This is a genomic window from Pseudomonas salomonii (genome assembly GCF_900107155.1).
Lineage (GTDB): Bacteria > Pseudomonadota > Gammaproteobacteria > Pseudomonadales > Pseudomonadaceae > Aquipseudomonas > Aquipseudomonas salomonii.
In genome coordinates, this window is sequence record NZ_FNOX01000007.1 from 235,264 (window position 1) to 251,715 (window position 16,452).

Genomic DNA, 16,452 nt, shown 5'->3' on the forward strand with positions numbered 1-16,452 from the left:
TCAAATGTTCAGTTCGACCTCACCCAGCCGCCCACCCAACGGCCCAAAACTACGCTCCACCATCTGCCGCGTCCCATCGGCATTCACAATCAGCGCCGTACTCGCCCGCGTCCCATAACTGGGGCTGGCGATAAACACGCTGGAGAGCAGGCTCTCGGTCGCCAACCCCACGCCGGTATCCGGCAAGTCGGCAAACGGCGCAGTCTGCGGGTCGCTCAAGATTTCCAGCAAGGCCTGCGGCTGTGGGTTCTCCAACAAGTCACTCAACGCCGCCCTGGCCTTGAGCAATTTGGGCCAGGGCGTATTCAGCCCGGCATTCGACAGCCCATAAACCCCAGCCTCCAACCGCGTAGCCCTGGTCTCGTTGGCGTTGTAATGCCACAGCTCATCCCGTGTGCCTACCAGCAGGTTAAAGCCGGAATATTCGATCGAACGGCCGTTAACATCGGCCAGATAGTCGTCAATTGGCAGCGATCCACTGAGAAAGCGCGCCACCAATTCCCCGCGGGATTTGCGGGCAGGCGGTTGGTGCGGGTCACGAATATTGGTCAGCGCGGCAAAGCGCCCGTCGGCGTTTACGCCAAGCCAGGTGCCACCGGCTTCCTGGTCGCGACCGGCGTAGACGTGCGGCGCATCCGGCCACTGAGCCAGCGGCAGGCTGGGGCGGGCATAGAATTCATCACGGTTGGCCGCGACGATCAGCGGCTGGGCGTGGCCCGGCCGCCAGGCGAAAACAATCAGGCACATAGGCGTTCCCTTTGTGTTTTGCTCACTCTACCCATACAACGGATGGCTATCCATCGTATCGAAGTTGGGCCGAGCGCCTTCCATCCGTTAACATGCCGGGCTATTGGGCGCGTGTTGACTTTTTAATTTTGAAACGTCGGCTTAATTTGAAATTGCGGCTGTAACGCAGGCTTAATCCCACACCGGCATGGTCCGGTGCGCCATGACTAATGATTTAACGAGGAGTCGCAATGCTGCCTTACCCGCAGATCAACCCGGTGGCCGTGGCCATCGGTCCGCTGCAAATCCATTGGTACGGGTTGATGTACCTGATCGGCATCGGCGGTGCCTGGCTGCTGGCTTCCCGGCGCCTGAACCGGTTTGACCCGACCTGGACCAAGGAGAAGCTCTCCGACATGGTGTTCTGGATGTCGATGGGCGTCATCGTCGGCGGACGCCTCGGGTATGTGCTGTTCTACGATCTTCCGGCCTATATCGCCAACCCGACACTGATTTTCGAGGTGTGGAAGGGCGGCATGGCGTTCCATGGCGGCTTTGTCGGCGTGATGATCGCCGCGTGGTGGTTCGGCCGCCGCAACGGCAAGTCGTTCTTCCAGTTGATGGACTTCGTCGCACCGTTCGTGCCGATCGGCCTGGGTGCCGGGCGTATCGGTAACTTCATCAACGCCGAGTTGTGGGGCAAGCCGACCGACGTGCCATGGGCCATGGTGTTTCCACCCTTCAGCGACCCGGCACAACTGCCGCGCCATCCGTCGCAGCTCTACCAGTTCGCCCTGGAAGGTGTGGCGCTGTTCCTGATTCTTTATATCTTCTCGCGCAAGCCACGCCCAACCATGGCGGTTTCCGGCATGTTTGCGTTGTTCTACGGGATCTTCCGCTTCATCGTCGAGTTCGTCCGCGTGCCGGATGCGCAGCTGGGCTACCTGGCGTGGGGCTGGGTGACCATGGGTCAGATTCTCAGCCTGCCGATGATCATCGCCGGCCTGGGCCTGCTGTGGTGGGCTTACAATCGCCCCCAAGGCATCAAGAACGCCGCGCTTTAAATTCGAATGCCGAGGCTTTTGCGAGCCTCGACTTCTTTGATACGGGTAAAAACATGAAGCAATATCTCGAACTACTGAACGACGTCGTGACCAATGGATTGACCAAGGGCGATCGCACCGGCACCGGCACCAAAGCCGTGTTTGCTCGTCAGTATCGGCATAACTTGGCCGACGGCTTCCCGCTGCTGACCACCAAGAAGCTTCATTTCAAAAGCATCGCCAACGAATTGATCTGGATGTTGAGTGGCAATACCAACATCAAGTGGCTGAACGAAAACGGCGTGAAAATCTGGGACGAATGGGCCACCGAAGACGGCGACCTTGGCCCGGTGTACGGCGAGCAGTGGACCGCCTGGCCCACCAGGGACGGCGGCACCATCAACCAGATCGACTACATGGTCGACACGTTGAAGAACAACCCCAACAGCCGTCGCATCCTGTTCCACGGCTGGAACGTCGAATACCTGCCGGACGAAACCAAGAGCCCGCAGGAAAACGCGCGCAACGGCAAGCAGGCCCTGCCGCCGTGCCACCTGCTGTACCAGGCGTTTGTGCATGACGGCCATCTGTCGATGCAGTTGTACATCCGCAGCTCCGATGTATTCCTCGGCCTGCCGTACAACACCGCCGCCCTGGCGTTGCTGACCCATATGCTGGCCCAGCAATGCGACCTGATCCCGCACGAGATCATTGTCACCACCGGCGACACCCACGCCTATAGCAACCATATGGAACAGATTCGTACTCAGCTGGCGCGCACGCCGAAGAAGCTGCCGGAACTGGTGATCAAGCGTAAGCCTGCGTCGATCTATGACTACAAGTTCGAAGACTTCGAGATTGTGGGCTACGACGCCGATCCAAGCATCAAGGCTGACGTCGCCATCTAAAGTCTGTCTCGGTTAAAAATGTGGGAGCTGGCTTGCCTGCGATAGCGGAGTGTCAGGCGATACAAATGCCTCTGATCCACCGCTATCGCAGGCAAGCCAGCTCCCACAGTTGTTCTGTATGCACCTTAATGCCCGTGGCTTCTGCCCACATGTGAAGGCTCCGCCTCGCTGGCCGCCACACTGCCGCTGACTTCCAGCCGCTGCAAAATCCCGCACTGGTCCAGATCCGGCCCGCCGCCGCAGCGTTGGCGCAGGTCGAGCAATTGCACCTGCAACGCCAACAGCCCATCGATCCGCGCTTTTACATGGTGGATATGCTCGTCGATCAACGCATTCACACTCTCGCACTGGTCCTGAGGGCTGTCGCGCAGCCCCAGCAGGCTGCGGATTTCTTCAAGCGTCATGTCCAGGCTGCGGCAGTTGCGGATAAAGATCAGCCGCTCGGTGTGCGCCTGGGTGTACACGCGATAGTTGGCATCGGTGCGCGCCGGGGGCGGCAGCAGGCCTTCTTTCTCGTAATAACGGATGGTTTCCACCTGACAATCGGTCAGTTTGGCCAATTCGCCGATCTTCATCGCAGCAATCTCCAAATGGGTGCTTGACCCTATAGTGGCTACAGGGTCTTTACTTGGCAACAGGCACCTTTACGGACGCGACAGAATGAGCGATTCCATCCACACCCCGAAAAAACATGATCACCCCCACGACCATGATCATGACCATAGCCCCGAACATAGCCACGAACATGGCGCCAAGCTGACCCCGGTCAAACAGCATGAGCATGGCAGTCATGGCGATTCCTGCTGTTCCAGCAAGGCAGCGCCCGCTGTGGTCACGCTGAGCGAAGCGCCGACAGCCGGCTCGCGCCTGAGCACTTTCCGCATCGAAGCCATGGACTGCCCCACCGAACAGACGCTGATCCAGAACAAACTGGGCAAGCTCGCCGGTGTGCAGCAGCTGGAATTCAACCTGATCAACCGCATCCTCGGCGTCACCCACGACCTGCCGAGCACTGCGCCGATCATCGCGGCGATCAAATCCATCGGCATGCAGGCCGACCCTATTGAAGAGGGCACGCCTGCCGCCGCGCCGCCTGCCAAGAAGCATTGGTGGCCGTTGGCGGTGTCCGGCGTAGGCGCGCTGGGCGCCGAAGTGCTGCATTTCACCGGCGTGGCGCCGACCTGGGTGATTGCCCTGGTGGCACTGGTATCGATCCTCAGCGGCGGCCTCACCACCTATAAAAAGGGCTGGATCGCCCTGAAAAACCTCAACCTGAACATCAACGCGCTGATGAGCATCGCGGTGACGGGCGCGATCCTGATCGGCCAGTGGCCGGAAGCGGCCATGGTGATGTTCCTGTTCACGGTAGCCGAGCTGATCGAGGCCAAGTCCCTGGACCGTGCACGTAATGCCATCAGTGGCCTGATGCAAATGACGCCGGAACAGGCCACGGTGCAGCAGGCCGATGGTTCGTGGCTTGAACAGGAAGTAAAAAGCATTGAGTTGGGCGCTATCGTGCGGGTAAAGCCCGGCGAGCGCATTGGCCTGGACGGTGAAGTCACCGCTGGCCAATCCACCATCGATCAGGCGCCGATTACCGGTGAAAGCCTGCCGATTGAAAAGACCGTGGGCGATAAAGTCTTCGCCGGCACCATCAATCAGGCCGGTTCCCTTGAATACAAGGTCACCGCTGCGGCCAACAATTCCACCCTGGCGCGCATCATTCACGCGGTGGAACAGGCCCAGGGCGCACGGGCGCCGACCCAGCGCTTTGTCGACAGCTTCTCGAAGATCTACACCCCGGCAGTCTTCCTGTTTGCCTTGGGCGTGGCGATTATCCCACCGTTGTTCATGGCCGGCGTGTGGTTCGACTGGATCTACCGCGCCCTCGTATTGCTGGTGGTCGCGTGCCCCTGCGCCCTGGTGATTTCCACCCCGGTGACCATCGTCAGCGGCCTGGCGGCTGCGGCGCGCAAAGGCATCCTGATCAAGGGCGGCGTGTACCTGGAGGGCGGCTACAAACTCGACTACCTGGCCCTCGACAAGACCGGCACCATCACCCACGGCAAACCGGTGCAAACCGATTACCTGGCGCTGTTCCCCAACGTTGAAGACAGCGCACCCGCCCTGGCGGCCAGCCTGGCCGGGCGCTCCGACCACCCTGTGTCGCTGGCCATCGCCAAGGCAGCTGTGGATAAAAACCTGCCAAGCCACGTTGTGGATAACTTCGAGGCGCTGCCAGGTCGTGGCGTGCGTGGCGACATCAACGGCGAAACCTACCACCTGGGCAACCACCGTCTGGTGGAGGACCTGGGCCTGTGCTCGCCCGCGCTGGAAGAAAAGCTGTTCGCCCTGGAAAAACAAGGCAAGTCCGTGGTGCTGCTGCTCGACAAGTCCGGTCCGCTGGCGTTGTTCGCCGTGGCTGACACGGTAAAAGACAGCAGCCGCGAAGCCATCCAGCAACTGCATGAACTGGGCATCAAGACCCTGATGCTCACCGGCGACAACACCCACACAGCCCAGGCGATTGCGGCGCAGGTTGGCATCGATCAGGCCCAGGGCGACCTGTTGCCCACCGACAAACTGCAAGCGATCGAAACCCTCTACGGCCAAGGCCGCCGGGTAGGCATGGTCGGCGACGGCATCAACGATGCTCCGGCGCTGGCCCGTGCCGAAATTGGTTTCGCCATGGCCGCAGCGGGCACCGATACGGCGATCGAGACCGCCGACGTGGCGTTGATGGACGATGACCTGCGCAAGATTCCGGCATTCATTCGTCTGTCGCGGCAAACGTCGAGTATCCTCAAGCAGAACATCGCCCTGGCGTTGGTGATCAAGGCGATCTTCCTGGCAGTGACTTTCCTGGGCATGGCGACCATGTGGATGGCAGTGTTCGCGGACATGGGCGTAAGCCTGCTGGTGGTGTTCAATGGTCTGCGCCTGTTGCGCAAATAGACGATGAGAGGGCGGTGTGCTGAGTGCTGAGTTAAAGGCGTTTTTTATGGTCGCCCGCCTGGGCAGCATTACCCAGGCGGCGAAAAAACTCGGCTTGAGCCAGCCCACCGTCACCACCCAGATTCGCAACCTGGAAAGCCAATACGGCGTTGAACTGTTCTACCGCGGCGGGCGCCGCCTCACCGTCAGCGACGACGGCGCGCGCTTGCTGCCGATGGTCAAGACGCTGTTGCAACAGGAAGCCGATATCGAGTTTTTCCTGCGCAATACCGGCCAGGTTCAGGGCGCCTTAAGGATTGCCGCCACGGCGCCGTACTACATCCTCGATCTGGTCAAAGCCTTTCGCGAACGCCTGCCCCATGTGGACGTCTCGGTGGAAATCGGCAATTCCCAACAGGTGCTCGAAGCACTGGACGATTACCGCGTCGACGTCGCGGCCTCCTCGCAACTGCTCGAAGACCCACGCCTGATCCGCCGCGTGCTGGGCACCGACCCGCTGGTGCTGGCGGTGCATCGCAATCATCCCCTGGCCAAGCTTGAACATGTGCCACTGAGTGCGCTGGCCGGGCATACGCTGCTGATGCGCGAAGCCGGCTCCACCACGCGGCGGTTGACTGAAGAGATGTTGCAGAGCGCCGGCGTGAGTTACGGACCATTGCTGGAAATCGGCAGCCGTGAGTCGATTCGCGAGGCGGTGTTGCGCAATATCGGCATCAGCATCATTGCCCGCCAGGAAGTGCCCCATGACCCGCAACTGCGGGTGCTGACCATCGAGAATGCACCGCAGATTCCCGAGTATTTGTACTGCCTCAAGGAGCGCAAAGGCGCACGGTTGCCGGCGGCGTTTCTGGGGTTGGCGCAGGAAATGTCGCCACTCTGATCGTTCCCACGCTCCGCGTGGGAATGCCGCCCTGGACGCTCCGCGTCTGCTCTTGGGTGTGGTGACGCGGAGCGTCACAAGATGCATTCCCACGCAGAGCATGGGAACGATCGCCTTACACCCAAATCCACCAATACCACTATCACTGCCTTTTGCCTTTCTGCCACAAGAGGGACGCATTGCCCGCCTAGCATGGCCTTCATCAGTTTGATGAGGTGCCTTGCATGAACACAGCCCTGACCCAACCCGGTGCGTCAATGAAGGTGCGCGGTATCCAGAAACGCTTCGGCGCCTTCACCGCGCTGGACAACGTGTCCCTGGAAGTCGCCGCCGGCGAGCTGGTGTGCCTGCTGGGCCCGTCCGGTTGCGGCAAGACCACCTTGCTGCGCTGCATCGCCGGCCTGGAGCGCCAGGACAGCGGTGAGCTTTACCTGGGCAATCGCGATGTTTCCCTGCTGCCGCCGCAGGCGCGGGACTACGGCATTCTGTTCCAGTCCTACGCGCTGTTTCCCAACCTGACCGTCGAAGCGAACATCGGCTACGGCCTCACCGGCAGTGGTCGCGACGAAGTGCGCAAGCGCGTCGGGCAGATGCTCGAACTGGTCGGCCTGGTCGGCAGCGAAAAAAAGTACCCCGGCCAACTCTCCGGCGGCCAGCAACAGCGCGTGGCCCTGGCCCGTGCCCTGGCGCCTGCGCCGTCATTGCTGCTGCTGGACGAACCCATGTCGGCCCTCGACGCCCGTGTGCGTGAGCATCTGTGCAACGAGCTGCGTCAACTGCAACGGCGCCTGGGCATCACCACGCTGATGGTCACCCACAACCAGGACGAGGCCATGCTGATGGCCGACCGCATCGCCGTGATGAACAACGGCAAGGTCGAGCAGTACGCCACGCCCCAGGAAATCTACGACCGCCCGGCCACGCCGTTTGTGGCGGAGTTTGTCGGCCAGGGCAACTGGCTGCCGTTCAGCCGCAGCAGCGACAGCCATGCCCAGGTCGGCGGCCTGCACATGCGCCTGGATGACAGCGCCAGCAAGGCCAGGTCCGGCCGCTTGTTCTGCCGCCCGGAAGCCATCAGCGTCAACCCGCTGGTGCATGAAGAAAACCTGTTTCCGGCCAAGGTCCGCGAAATCACCTTCCTCGGCAACCGTTGCCGCATGAGCTTTGAACTGGAGCAATTGCCCGGCCACCCGCTGTTGGCCGAACTGGCCCCCGAAGCCATGCCGCGCCTGGGCGCGCAGGATATCTGGGTGGCTTTGCCGCCGCGCAGCCTGCAGGTGTTTGCCTGAGATGGCTGCCGATATGAGTCTGCCGATACCCGACCACGTGGCTCGTCAGGTTTCCCGCGCTGAGCTTGGCGACCGCATTTTTGTGGTCGGCGGCAAGCTGCTTTGGTTACTCCTGTTGGGCATCGCGGTGTTGTTGCCGTTGCTGGCGATCTTCTGGCGCGGCTTCAGCAGCGAAGCCGGGCAGGGCGGCGGGCTGGTCGCGGCACGGGAACTGGTGACCAGTGAAAACTTCCATTGGTTGTTGGGCAATAGCCTGAAAGTGTCCCTGAGCGTGGCGGCCATCGTCGTACCGCTGGCCTACCTGTTTGCCTACGCGCTGCAACGCACGCTGATCCCCGGCAAGCCGATCTGGCGCGGCCTGTCACTGCTGCCATTGATGGCCCCGTCGATGTTGCCGGGTATTGCGCTGGTCTATCTGTTCGGCAACCAGGGCATGTTGCGTGGTTTGCTTTCGGACAATATCTACGGCTTCTGGGGCATTGTGCTGGGTGAAGTGATCTACACCTTCCCACACGCCTTGATGATTTTGCTGTCGGCGCTGTCCCTGGCGGATGCGCGCCTGTTCGATGCCGCCTCCAGCATGGGCGCAAGCTCCGCCCGGGCGTTTCGCAGCATTACCTGGCCGGCCACGCGTCAGGCGGTATTCGCGGCGTTTTGCCTGGTGTTTACGCTGACCATCACCGACTTCGGCGTGCCCGTGGTAGTGGGTGGCGACTATCAGGTGCTGGCGCTGGAAGCCTACAAGGCGGTGGTCGGCCAGCAACAGTTCGGTCGCGGCGCGTTGATCGGCATGGTGTTGCTGTTGCCGGCGCTGTTCAGCTTTGCTGTGGATGCCTGGCTGCGCCGCCGTCAGGGTGATGCCATGAGCGGCCGCGCCCAAGTGTTCCAGCCGGCGCCATCGCGCCTAAGGGATGGCTGCTACCTGGCGATTGTGCTGTTGATTTGCGCCGTGTTGCTGCTGGTGTTCGGCATGGCGGTGTACTCCTCGCTGGTGAAGTTCTGGCCCTACAACCTGTCGTTATCGCTCAATCACTACCAGTTTGAAGACACGGCCGGCGGCGGCTGGCTGGCCTATCGCAACAGCCTGACCATGGCCCTGTGCACTGCGCTGATCGGCAGTGTGCTGATCTTCACCGGCGCCTACCTGATGGAAAAGACCAAGGGCCAGAAAGGCCTGAACCTGGCGCTGCGTATGCTCAGCTTTGTGCCGATGGCTGTGCCGGGCTTGGTGCTGGGCCTGGGTTACGTGTTCTTCTTCAACCTCAACGGCAACCCGCTGCATGTGTTCTACGGCACCATGACCTTGCTGGTGGTGTGCACCATTGCGCACTACCTGACCACCGCGCAAATGACCGCAACCACGGCGCTGCGCCAGTTGGATGCCGAGTTCGAAGCCGCCGCGCTGTCCCTCAAGGCGCCGCTGTACCGCCACTATCTGCGTGTCACCGTGCCGATCTGCCTGCCCGCGTTGCTGGACATTGTGCGCTACCTGTTTGTGTCGGCGATGACCACCGTGTCCGCCGCGATCTTCCTCTACAGCCCCGACACGATCCTCGCCGCCGTCGCCGTGTTGAACATGGACGACGCCGGCAATGTGGGCGGCGCTGCGGCCATGTCGACCCTGATCCTGTTCACGTCGGCCGGCGTCTCGCTGCTGCTGGCGTGGGCTTCACGTGGCGCCTTGCGCCGCTCCCAAGCCTGGCGCCAAACCGCGCCCGGCCAATAAAAATCCCTGAAGGAGGTGCTCCATGTTCAAGCCCTTGGCCCTGGCCGCTGCTCTGCTCAGCGCATTCAGCCTGAATGCCTTTGCCGCCAAAACCGAGTTGACGGTGTACACGGCCCTCGAAGCCGAGCAGTTGAAGACCTACAAGCAGGCCTTCGAAAAAGCCAACCCGGATATCGACATCAAGTGGGTGCGTGACTCCACCGGCATCATCACCGCCAAGCTGCTGGCCGAAAAAGCCCGGCCCCAGGCGGATGTGGTGTGGGGGCTGGCGGCGTCCAGCCTGGCGATCCTCGACCAGCAAGGCATGCTGGATAACTACGCGCCCAAGGATCTGGACAAGATCGGCAAAAACTACCGCGACGCCGCCAACCCACCGGCCTGGGTCGGCATGGACGTGTGGGCTGCGACCATCTGCTTCAACACCGTCGAAGCCGAGAAACAGGGCCTGACCAAGCCAGTGAGCTGGCAAGACCTGACCAAGCCTGAGTACAAGGGCAAGATCGTGATGCCCAACCCGGCGTCGTCCGGCACCGGCTTTCTGGATGTGAGCGCCTGGCTGCAGACCTTCGGCGAGAAGCAGGGCTGGCAGTACATGGACGACCTGCACCAGAACATCGGCCAGTACGTTCACTCCGGTTCCAAGCCGTGCAAGCTGGCGGCTTCCGGGGAATTCCCGATTGGTATTTCCTTTGAATACCCGGCCGTGCAGCTTAAACGCCAAGGCGCGCCGCTGGACATCATCCTGCCCAAGGAAGGCTTGGGCTGGGACATCGAAGCGACTGCCGTGATCAAGGGCACCAGCCACGCCGACGCCGCGAAAAAACTGGCCGACTTCTCCGCCAGCCCCGCGGCGATGGAGCTGTACAAAGACAACTTCGCCGTCCTCGCCCAGCCGGGTATCGCCAAGCCGCAGACCGAATTGCCGGCTGACTACGAACAACGTCTGATCAAGAACGACTTCGCCTGGGCCTCGAAAAACCGCGACAGCATCCTGACCGAATGGCGCAAGCGCTATGACGGCAAGTCCGAGAAGCAGTAACTGATGATGATCGTTCCCACGCTCCGCGTGGGAATGCCGCCCTGGACGCTCCGCGTCCGCTCTTGGAAGTCGTGACGCAAAGCGTCACTGGATGCATTCCCACGCAGAGCGTGGGAACGAGAGGAACACATGAGTAGCGATCTGCTGATCATCGGCGCCGGCATCCTCGGCCTGTCCCACGCCTACGCCGCCGCCAAACGCGGCCTCAAGGTCAAGGTCTTCGAACGCAGCGCCACACCGCTGGGCGCCTCCGTGCGCAACTTCGGCCAGGCACTGGTCACCGGCCAACCCCCTGGCCAAATGCTCGACCTGGCGCTGGAAAGCCGCGATATCTGGGCGCACTGGGCACAGGTGGCCGGTATCCAGCTCAAGCGCAACGGCTCTTACCTGTTCGCCCGCACCGAAGCCGAAGAGCATCTGCTGCAAGCCTTCTGCGGCGGCCGGGCGCAGGAGCACGGCTACACCGTCGAGCTGCTGCAAGGCGCGGCGATGAAAGACCTGTATGGCGGCCAGTTCCGCCATCACCGCGCGGCGCTGCATGGCAAGGATGATCAGCAACTGTATTCGCGCGAGGCGATCCCGGCGCTGATCAATTACCTGGCCCAGGAACTGAACGTGCAGTTTTACTTCTCCACCCTGGTGCGTGACGTTGAGCCTGGTCAAGTGCACACCACCGCAGGCAGTTTTCGCGGCGAGCAGGTGGTCGTGTGCTCCGGCCATGACTACCAGACTTTGCTGGCGGAACCGATGGCCGAGCTCAACCCGAGCATTTGCCGCCTGCAAATGCTGCGGGCCCGGCCGGCGGTCAACCTGAACCTGCAACACGCATTGCTCACGGGCCTTAGTTGCGTGCATTACGGCGCGTTTGCCGACTTGCCGGAAGCCGCGCCAGTGCAGGCACAGATCCTGCGCGAAGCGCCGCATTTACAAGAACACGGCATTCACTTGCTGATCAGCCCGACGCCCCATGGCGAGTTGATCATCGGCGACTCCCATGACTACGGCAGCGATGCATCGCCGTTCAATGCCGAGCAAGTCGATGACTGGCTGATCGAGCTGGCGGAGCAGACGCTGGGCTGCAAAATCCAGGTGGTGGAACGCTGGCAGGGTGTTTATGGCTCACGCGGCCCGGCACCGTTTTCCTTTCTGCGTGCGGCGCCGGGTGTGAGCGCGGCGTTGATGCATTCCGGCGTGGGCATGAGCGTGGGGCCGGCGATGGCCGAGCGAAATATCACAGCATTGTGGGGGAGCGCATGATGAACCCGGACCAGGTAATCGCCGAAGTCTTCGGCTTGTACGAACAGCACGGCGCGGCCGATTACATCGGTGAGCCGGTGTCGCAGATCGAGCACATGTCCCAGGCCGCGCAGTTGGCCATGGCCGAAGGCTTCGACGATGAGGTGGTATTGGCAGCGTTTTTCCACGACATCGGGCATCTCTGCGGGCAGGGCGGCGAGAACATGGGCGGTTATGGAGTGGTCAGCCACGAGCGGCTCGGCGCGGATTATCTGCGCCGCGCAGGTTTCAGCGAGCGCATGGCCAGGCTGGTGGAGTATCACGTGCAGGCCAAGCGCTACCTGACCTTCAGCCAGCCGGACTACTACGCCCGCCTGAGCGAGGCCAGCCGACGCACCCTGGGTTATCAGGGCGGCGTGATGACGGCCGAAGAGGCCCGGGCTTTTGAACAAGACCCGCTGTGTGAGGTCAGCCTGCGCATGCGCCACTGGGATGAACAGGCCAAGGAAATCCACGTGCCGGTACTGAACCTGGAGGTATTGAAGTTCAAGGCTCAGCGGCTACTGACGTTGCCTGCATAAGAATGACGTAATTCCGACCGAGGACACGGACGCAGCGCATGGAGTCAACGTCCGCGCACTCAGTAAAGTACGCCCTCTGATTAAGGGAGCGATTTAGATGCGTTATTTGAGAGTTGCCGTGAAGGATCAAAGTGCCAATGCTTTGGCGGATACCGTGGAGCTTCTGTTTTTTCTACGCACGCCAAAGTTGCCGGATGAGCGGGTGCGCCAGGCCACAGCCGTCGATGTATCGGCGGATGGCCGGGTCGATTACCAGATCACCGGTGACATCGATGGCAACGGTGTCTCGGGGGAGAAGGACAGGGAGTTACTCAAGGATTTTGCCAATGCCGTATTGAGAGTGAATTGGCTCTGCCGTCCACCGATGCCCAACCGCTCGATCAACTTTTATGTGAGTCGTTTCACCGTCGCAGGCGACCCCGCCGAAGTCCGCCTGGATCTCTATCAGAACGACAAACCCATGATTGAAAAACAACGTCTGAAATTCAGCGTCACCGCCTGCGATAGCCTTGGTAAAGGCGTGATGCAACTGGACGACGAAGCGCTGCCCCTTGAACTGTTCGACACCATGGATCTAAAGGCGCTGCAATCAATGGCCAATCTGTATCTGAAGTTCAACTGGCGTTAAGGGGCGACCTTTGTCGAGCTTTCTTACAGCGCGCATCGATTGTGTGCGCTGGTGAGGGCGCGAGGCATGAATTAGCGTGGTGGTTCATTCTTTTTTAGGAAGCCGCCATGCGCTATTTGAAGGTGATTGCTCAAGACCGTTTTGGCAGTGGCAGGCCGGATACGGTCTTGCTGCACTTTTGTGAGGTCGGCGCCGACAACAAGGACATTGTCGTTAACCGCGCTGTTGCGCTCGACCTCATCGAAGACGGCTGCACTGATTTCCACCTGGGGGACGTCACCCAAGATGGGGTGGAAAGCGATGCAGACCATACGCTGCTGTATCAGTTTGCCGGTGCGTATCTGAAGCTCAACTGGTTCAACAGTGGGTTGGCCTCATCGCGCTACCTGCAGGTCTATACCGAAGATTTTTATAAAGATGGCACGCCCGATACGGTCCGCCTGCACGTGCATGAGGGCGAAGGCACCCCTTGCGATAAAACCCAGGTCATGTGGAACGCTGCGTATGACTTTGATAATGATGGGGCACTGGAGTGGAACATTCACTTCGATATTAACCATGACGGCGTCATCAATGACGTCGACCAGGGCTTGGTGCAAGAACTCGCCGATACGTTCTTGAAGTTCAATTGGCACGCGCCGTCCATCACGACGCCTTGAACGCCGCGTCATTGAGTGTGTTTGCCAACACCTCAAGCTGGTCCTGGCGCTCGGCCTGGCTGAGTTTGGCGTGAGGGTTGAGCGACGACCACTGCGGGTGGGCACGGGCCTTGTGCAGGGCCTCCGGCAACTTGCCTTCGCGCCAGGTTTTGTCCTGGGGTGTGTCGACTTTGATGCTGTGTGTCGCCGCATGGCCGCGCAGGTTCAGGGCTTTGAGCAATTGACGTTGGCGCAGGGCGAGCAGGCGCAGCACGCTGTCGTCAACGGTCAGCTCGCGCTGGCCCTTGATCTTGCCCAGCAGACGACTGCCGTAGCTGCGTGCGGTTTGCAGCGCACCACCGGCGATCGCACCGGCGAGGGCGGCGGCGCCGAGGGTCAGGCCGCCGACCAATAAATCCACGCCCGCGCCGGCGGCGGCACCTGCGGCGATCCCGCCACCGACGCGCACGCCGAGTTGCTTGAGGGTTTGCGGGTTGAACAAATCATCGCCCCAGCGCCCGTCCAGCAGTGGCAAGTCGCTGGCGGCGGCGTCCTGTGGGCGGAAGCCGAACAGTTTGAGCAACGCTTCCACACACTTTTGCTCGCGCTGGCGCACAGCCTTGCGCAAGTCGCTGATGGCTTGCTGTTCATCCTCAGTGGCCACGCTGCGTCGGCACGCTGCGCAGTCGATCAACAGCTCGGCGATCAAGCGTGCAGCGCTTTGCTGGCGGGCCTGGCGTTGGGCTTGCTGATCGAGGATCAGGCGTTCCAACTGCGGCCGTGCGTTTTCCAGCAACAGGGCCAGGCTTTCATACAAGCGGCGTTCGCCGTCTTCCGGCGGCGCCACGCTGTCGAAGCGCACCAGCGCATGCAGGCCGAGGCGGGCCAAGGCTTCGCGCCAGTCCGGCTCGCGGTGGTCGCTGCTGCTGACGAAGTTGAGCACCGGCAGCAACGGCTTGCCGCAACTGGCCAGCACTTGCAGCTCGTCGCGGTACTTGGCCAGCACCGGTTCGCGTGCGTCGATCACGTACAAACCGGCGTCCGAGGCCAGCAGTTGGCGCAGCACCTTGGCTTCCTGTTCGAAACGCTGGCGGGCTTCGCTGCCTTCCAGGAACCGCACCAATCGAGCCGGGCCATCGAGGCGTTCGCCGGGTCGGTCCAGGCGTTCGAGGTAATCGAGCAGGGCGATGGCATCTTCCAGGCCGGGCGTGTCGTACAGCTCCAGCAAGGCTTCGCCGTCTACCGACAAGCGCGCGCCTTCGACATGCCGCGTGGTGCTGGGGCGATGGGAGACTTCGCCAAAGCCCACATCGCGGGTCAGCGTGCGCAGCAGCGAGGTCTTGCCGACATTGGTGTGGCCGACCACGGCGAGCTTCAGGGGGTTAGTCAGCGGTTTAGTCATGACCGGTCTCCAGCCAGTTCAGCGGCGCACAGTCGGCGAACGGCAGCTCCAGCTGTTGCAGCGCGGCGTGCCAGTCGCCCAGGCGCTCGGCGTCCAGCGCTTGGCCGGGTGGCGCTTGCAACAGCCATACGCGGGTGGCGGTGGCGCTGCGGGCCAGCTCGGCGATCAGCGCCAGGCTGCCGCGATCCGGCGAGCGGCGCGGGTCACAGGCAATGGCCAGGCGTGCGGGCGGGAAGCGCGTGAGTTGTTCCAGCAGTTTGTTGCGCGATTCGCGGCTGTCGAGGATGCCGGCGTTCTTGACGCTGTTCGGCAGCTTGGGCGGCCACGGGTGCTGACCGTCGAGTTCGATGGCCACCAGCAGGGCGCCGTCGCTTTCCAGTTCGCTGATGCCGCCAGTGACGTGGTGCAGTTGTTCGGGCGCGGCGTCGTTGACGCCCAGCCGTTCACTGCTGGGCATCAGGCGTTCACGCAGTTGGCTGTAGCCGGGCAGGTTGAGGTCCAGGCGCAACGCAGCGCGGCCGTGCTTCCAGCGCCACAAACACAGCAGCGCGAGGAGCAATCGGGGCAGCAGGCCATACACCAGCAGCACGCCTACCAGCCAAGCGGCCCAGGCCTGGCGGGCGCTTTCGATATTCAGGGCCGAGTCGCCACTGGCGCGGATCATCTCCACCGTCGGCACATTAAAACCGAGCAAGGCGGGCAGGCTGCCGAGGGCTTGGGTCACGGCGACAAAAGTATCGGCGCCGAGGATGGTGGTTTCCCACACAAAACCATAGCGCCGCGTGGCCAGCAGTGTCAGCAGAATCACCATGGCGCTGAGCAGCGCCAGCAACCACAGGCTGTTGACCAGCACACCCACGGCCCAACGATTGAGTTTCTGGCGCTGCAACAACAACAGCAGCGCAGGGGCTAATTGTGCGGCCCTGGCATCGCGGGCAAGTTTTTCGCTGAGCCACAACCACAGCCGCCCGAGGCTGGCGCCGTGTTCACCGGCAAACAGCAAGCCCAACGCCCAGCTGATTAACAGGATCAGGTTCAAGCCGAGCAGGCTGCCCAAGGCCCAGAACACATTCACCGGCGTCAGGCCGTTGCCCAAGGCGGCAAAGGCCAGCCCGGCACCACTGATCACGGCGACTACCGCCAGCAGCACCAACGCCAAACGCGCGCCTTGCAGCCAGCGGCTGAGGGCGGCCGTCAGCCCGTCGCGCTCGGCCAGATGCAGGGCGCGCTGTTGGATGCGCGTGGGCAAATCGCCACCGGCCGTGCGGGCCAGGCGGTTGGCTTCCAGGTCTTCCAAAGGGCCTGCGTGTTCTTCGCGCAGGCGTACGGTTTCGGTCAGCCAAAGTGTATGCAGCGGGTTCAGAGCAGTCACGCGCCGTCCTGTTGAGCAAGTGAGCTTGG

The 16,452-nt window shown here is 61.9% G+C and carries 15 protein-coding genes; 11 read left to right on the top strand and 4 right to left on the bottom strand.

Features of this window, described 5'->3' with window-relative positions; translation table 11 throughout:
- The gene (locus BLV67_RS17610) at nt 1-747 is read right to left on the bottom strand and encodes an NRDE family protein (RefSeq protein WP_065912268.1); all 747 of its coding nucleotides are present in this window, start codon (nt 745-747) and stop codon (nt 1-3) included.
- 230 nt (nt 748-977) lie between these two features.
- Between BLV67_RS17610 and lgt the strand changes: the two genes are divergently transcribed.
- Nucleotides 978-1,790 carry a prolipoprotein diacylglyceryl transferase gene (gene lgt, locus BLV67_RS17615; RefSeq protein ID WP_065912267.1) on the top strand — a complete coding sequence of 271 codons (813 nt, stop codon included), beginning with the start codon at nt 978-980 and terminating at the stop codon, nt 1,788-1,790.
- A gap of 53 nt (nt 1,791-1,843) precedes the next feature.
- Nucleotides 1,844-2,677, top strand: a complete 834-nt coding sequence (locus tag BLV67_RS17620) for a thymidylate synthase (protein ID WP_065912266.1) — start codon at nt 1,844-1,846, stop codon at nt 2,675-2,677.
- Nucleotides 2,678-2,802: 125 nt separating this feature from the next.
- On the opposite strand, the gene cadR is transcribed toward BLV67_RS17620, so the two are convergent.
- Complete coding sequence (cadR, locus tag BLV67_RS17625) at nt 2,803-3,252, bottom strand: Cd(II)/Pb(II)-responsive transcriptional regulator (protein WP_053258516.1); 450 nt, start codon at nt 3,250-3,252, stop codon at nt 2,803-2,805.
- Nucleotides 3,253-3,337: 85 nt separating this feature from the next.
- Between cadR and BLV67_RS17630 the strand changes: the two genes are divergently transcribed.
- The 9 genes from BLV67_RS17630 to BLV67_RS17670 all read left to right on the top strand — a co-directional run bounded on the left by BLV67_RS17630 (nt 3,338) and on the right by BLV67_RS17670 (nt 13,670).
- Nucleotides 3,338-5,632 carry a heavy metal translocating P-type ATPase gene (locus BLV67_RS17630; RefSeq protein ID WP_069787083.1) on the top strand — a complete coding sequence of 765 codons (2,295 nt, stop codon included), beginning with the start codon at nt 3,338-3,340 and terminating at the stop codon, nt 5,630-5,632.
- A gap of 16 nt (nt 5,633-5,648) precedes the next feature.
- A complete protein-coding gene (locus tag BLV67_RS17635) occupies nt 5,649-6,512 on the top strand; it encodes a LysR family transcriptional regulator (RefSeq protein WP_065912258.1) in 864 nt (287 codons plus the stop codon).
- A gap of 224 nt (nt 6,513-6,736) precedes the next feature.
- A complete protein-coding gene (locus BLV67_RS17640; RefSeq protein WP_069787082.1) occupies nt 6,737-7,801 on the top strand; it encodes a putative 2-aminoethylphosphonate ABC transporter ATP-binding protein in 1,065 nt (354 codons plus the stop codon).
- 1 nt (nt 7,802) lies between these two features.
- Nucleotides 7,803-9,527, top strand: a complete 1,725-nt coding sequence (locus BLV67_RS17645) for a putative 2-aminoethylphosphonate ABC transporter permease subunit (protein WP_065912257.1) — start codon at nt 7,803-7,805, stop codon at nt 9,525-9,527.
- Nucleotides 9,528-9,549: 22 nt separating this feature from the next.
- The gene (locus BLV67_RS17650) at nt 9,550-10,566 is read left to right on the top strand and encodes a putative 2-aminoethylphosphonate ABC transporter substrate-binding protein (protein WP_056857668.1); all 1,017 of its coding nucleotides are present in this window, start codon (nt 9,550-9,552) and stop codon (nt 10,564-10,566) included.
- 129 nt (nt 10,567-10,695) lie between these two features.
- The gene (locus tag BLV67_RS17655) at nt 10,696-11,823 is read left to right on the top strand and encodes a TIGR03364 family FAD-dependent oxidoreductase (RefSeq protein WP_069787081.1); all 1,128 of its coding nucleotides are present in this window, start codon (nt 10,696-10,698) and stop codon (nt 11,821-11,823) included.
- Entirely contained in the window at nt 11,823-12,383 is a 561-nt protein-coding gene (locus BLV67_RS17660) for a phosphonate degradation HD-domain oxygenase (RefSeq protein WP_068931417.1), read from the top strand. The genes BLV67_RS17655 and BLV67_RS17660 overlap by 1 nt, the downstream gene beginning before the upstream one ends.
- A gap of 97 nt (nt 12,384-12,480) precedes the next feature.
- A complete protein-coding gene (locus tag BLV67_RS17665) occupies nt 12,481-13,011 on the top strand; it encodes a hypothetical protein (RefSeq protein WP_068931415.1) in 531 nt (176 codons plus the stop codon).
- 107 nt (nt 13,012-13,118) lie between these two features.
- Nucleotides 13,119-13,670 carry a hypothetical protein gene (locus BLV67_RS17670; protein WP_065912252.1) on the top strand — a complete coding sequence of 184 codons (552 nt, stop codon included), beginning with the start codon at nt 13,119-13,121 and terminating at the stop codon, nt 13,668-13,670.
- Here BLV67_RS17670 and BLV67_RS17675 read toward each other — a convergent pair.
- Nucleotides 13,657-15,039 (bottom strand): DUF3482 domain-containing protein, encoded by a 1,383-nt coding sequence (locus tag BLV67_RS17675; protein ID WP_069787148.1) that lies wholly within the window; start codon nt 15,037-15,039, stop codon nt 13,657-13,659. The genes BLV67_RS17670 and BLV67_RS17675 overlap by 14 nt on opposite strands.
- Before the next feature lie 4 nt (nt 15,040-15,043).
- Complete coding sequence (locus tag BLV67_RS17680; RefSeq protein WP_069787080.1) at nt 15,044-16,423, bottom strand: DUF2868 domain-containing protein; 1,380 nt, start codon at nt 16,421-16,423, stop codon at nt 15,044-15,046.
- Nucleotides 16,424-16,452: the final 29 nt, after the last annotated feature.

Coding starts and splice junctions, on each gene's coding strand:
- BLV67_RS17610 (WP_065912268.1), bottom strand. CDS start 747: ATGTGCCTGATTGTTTTCGCCTGGCGGCCGGGCCACGCCCAGCCGCTG.
- lgt (WP_065912267.1), top strand. CDS start 978: ATGCTGCCTTACCCGCAGATCAACCCGGTGGCCGTGGCCATCGGTCCG.
- BLV67_RS17620 (WP_065912266.1), top strand. CDS start 1,844: ATGAAGCAATATCTCGAACTACTGAACGACGTCGTGACCAATGGATTG.
- cadR (WP_053258516.1), bottom strand. CDS start 3,252: ATGAAGATCGGCGAATTGGCCAAACTGACCGATTGTCAGGTGGAAACC.
- BLV67_RS17630 (WP_069787083.1), top strand. CDS start 3,338: ATGAGCGATTCCATCCACACCCCGAAAAAACATGATCACCCCCACGAC.
- BLV67_RS17640 (WP_069787082.1), top strand. CDS start 6,737: ATGAACACAGCCCTGACCCAACCCGGTGCGTCAATGAAGGTGCGCGGT.
- BLV67_RS17645 (WP_065912257.1), top strand. CDS start 7,803: ATGGCTGCCGATATGAGTCTGCCGATACCCGACCACGTGGCTCGTCAG.
- BLV67_RS17650 (WP_056857668.1), top strand. CDS start 9,550: ATGTTCAAGCCCTTGGCCCTGGCCGCTGCTCTGCTCAGCGCATTCAGC.
- BLV67_RS17655 (WP_069787081.1), top strand. CDS start 10,696: ATGAGTAGCGATCTGCTGATCATCGGCGCCGGCATCCTCGGCCTGTCC.
- BLV67_RS17660 (WP_068931417.1), top strand. CDS start 11,823: ATGAACCCGGACCAGGTAATCGCCGAAGTCTTCGGCTTGTACGAACAG.
- BLV67_RS17665 (WP_068931415.1), top strand. CDS start 12,481: ATGCGTTATTTGAGAGTTGCCGTGAAGGATCAAAGTGCCAATGCTTTG.
- BLV67_RS17670 (WP_065912252.1), top strand. CDS start 13,119: ATGCGCTATTTGAAGGTGATTGCTCAAGACCGTTTTGGCAGTGGCAGG.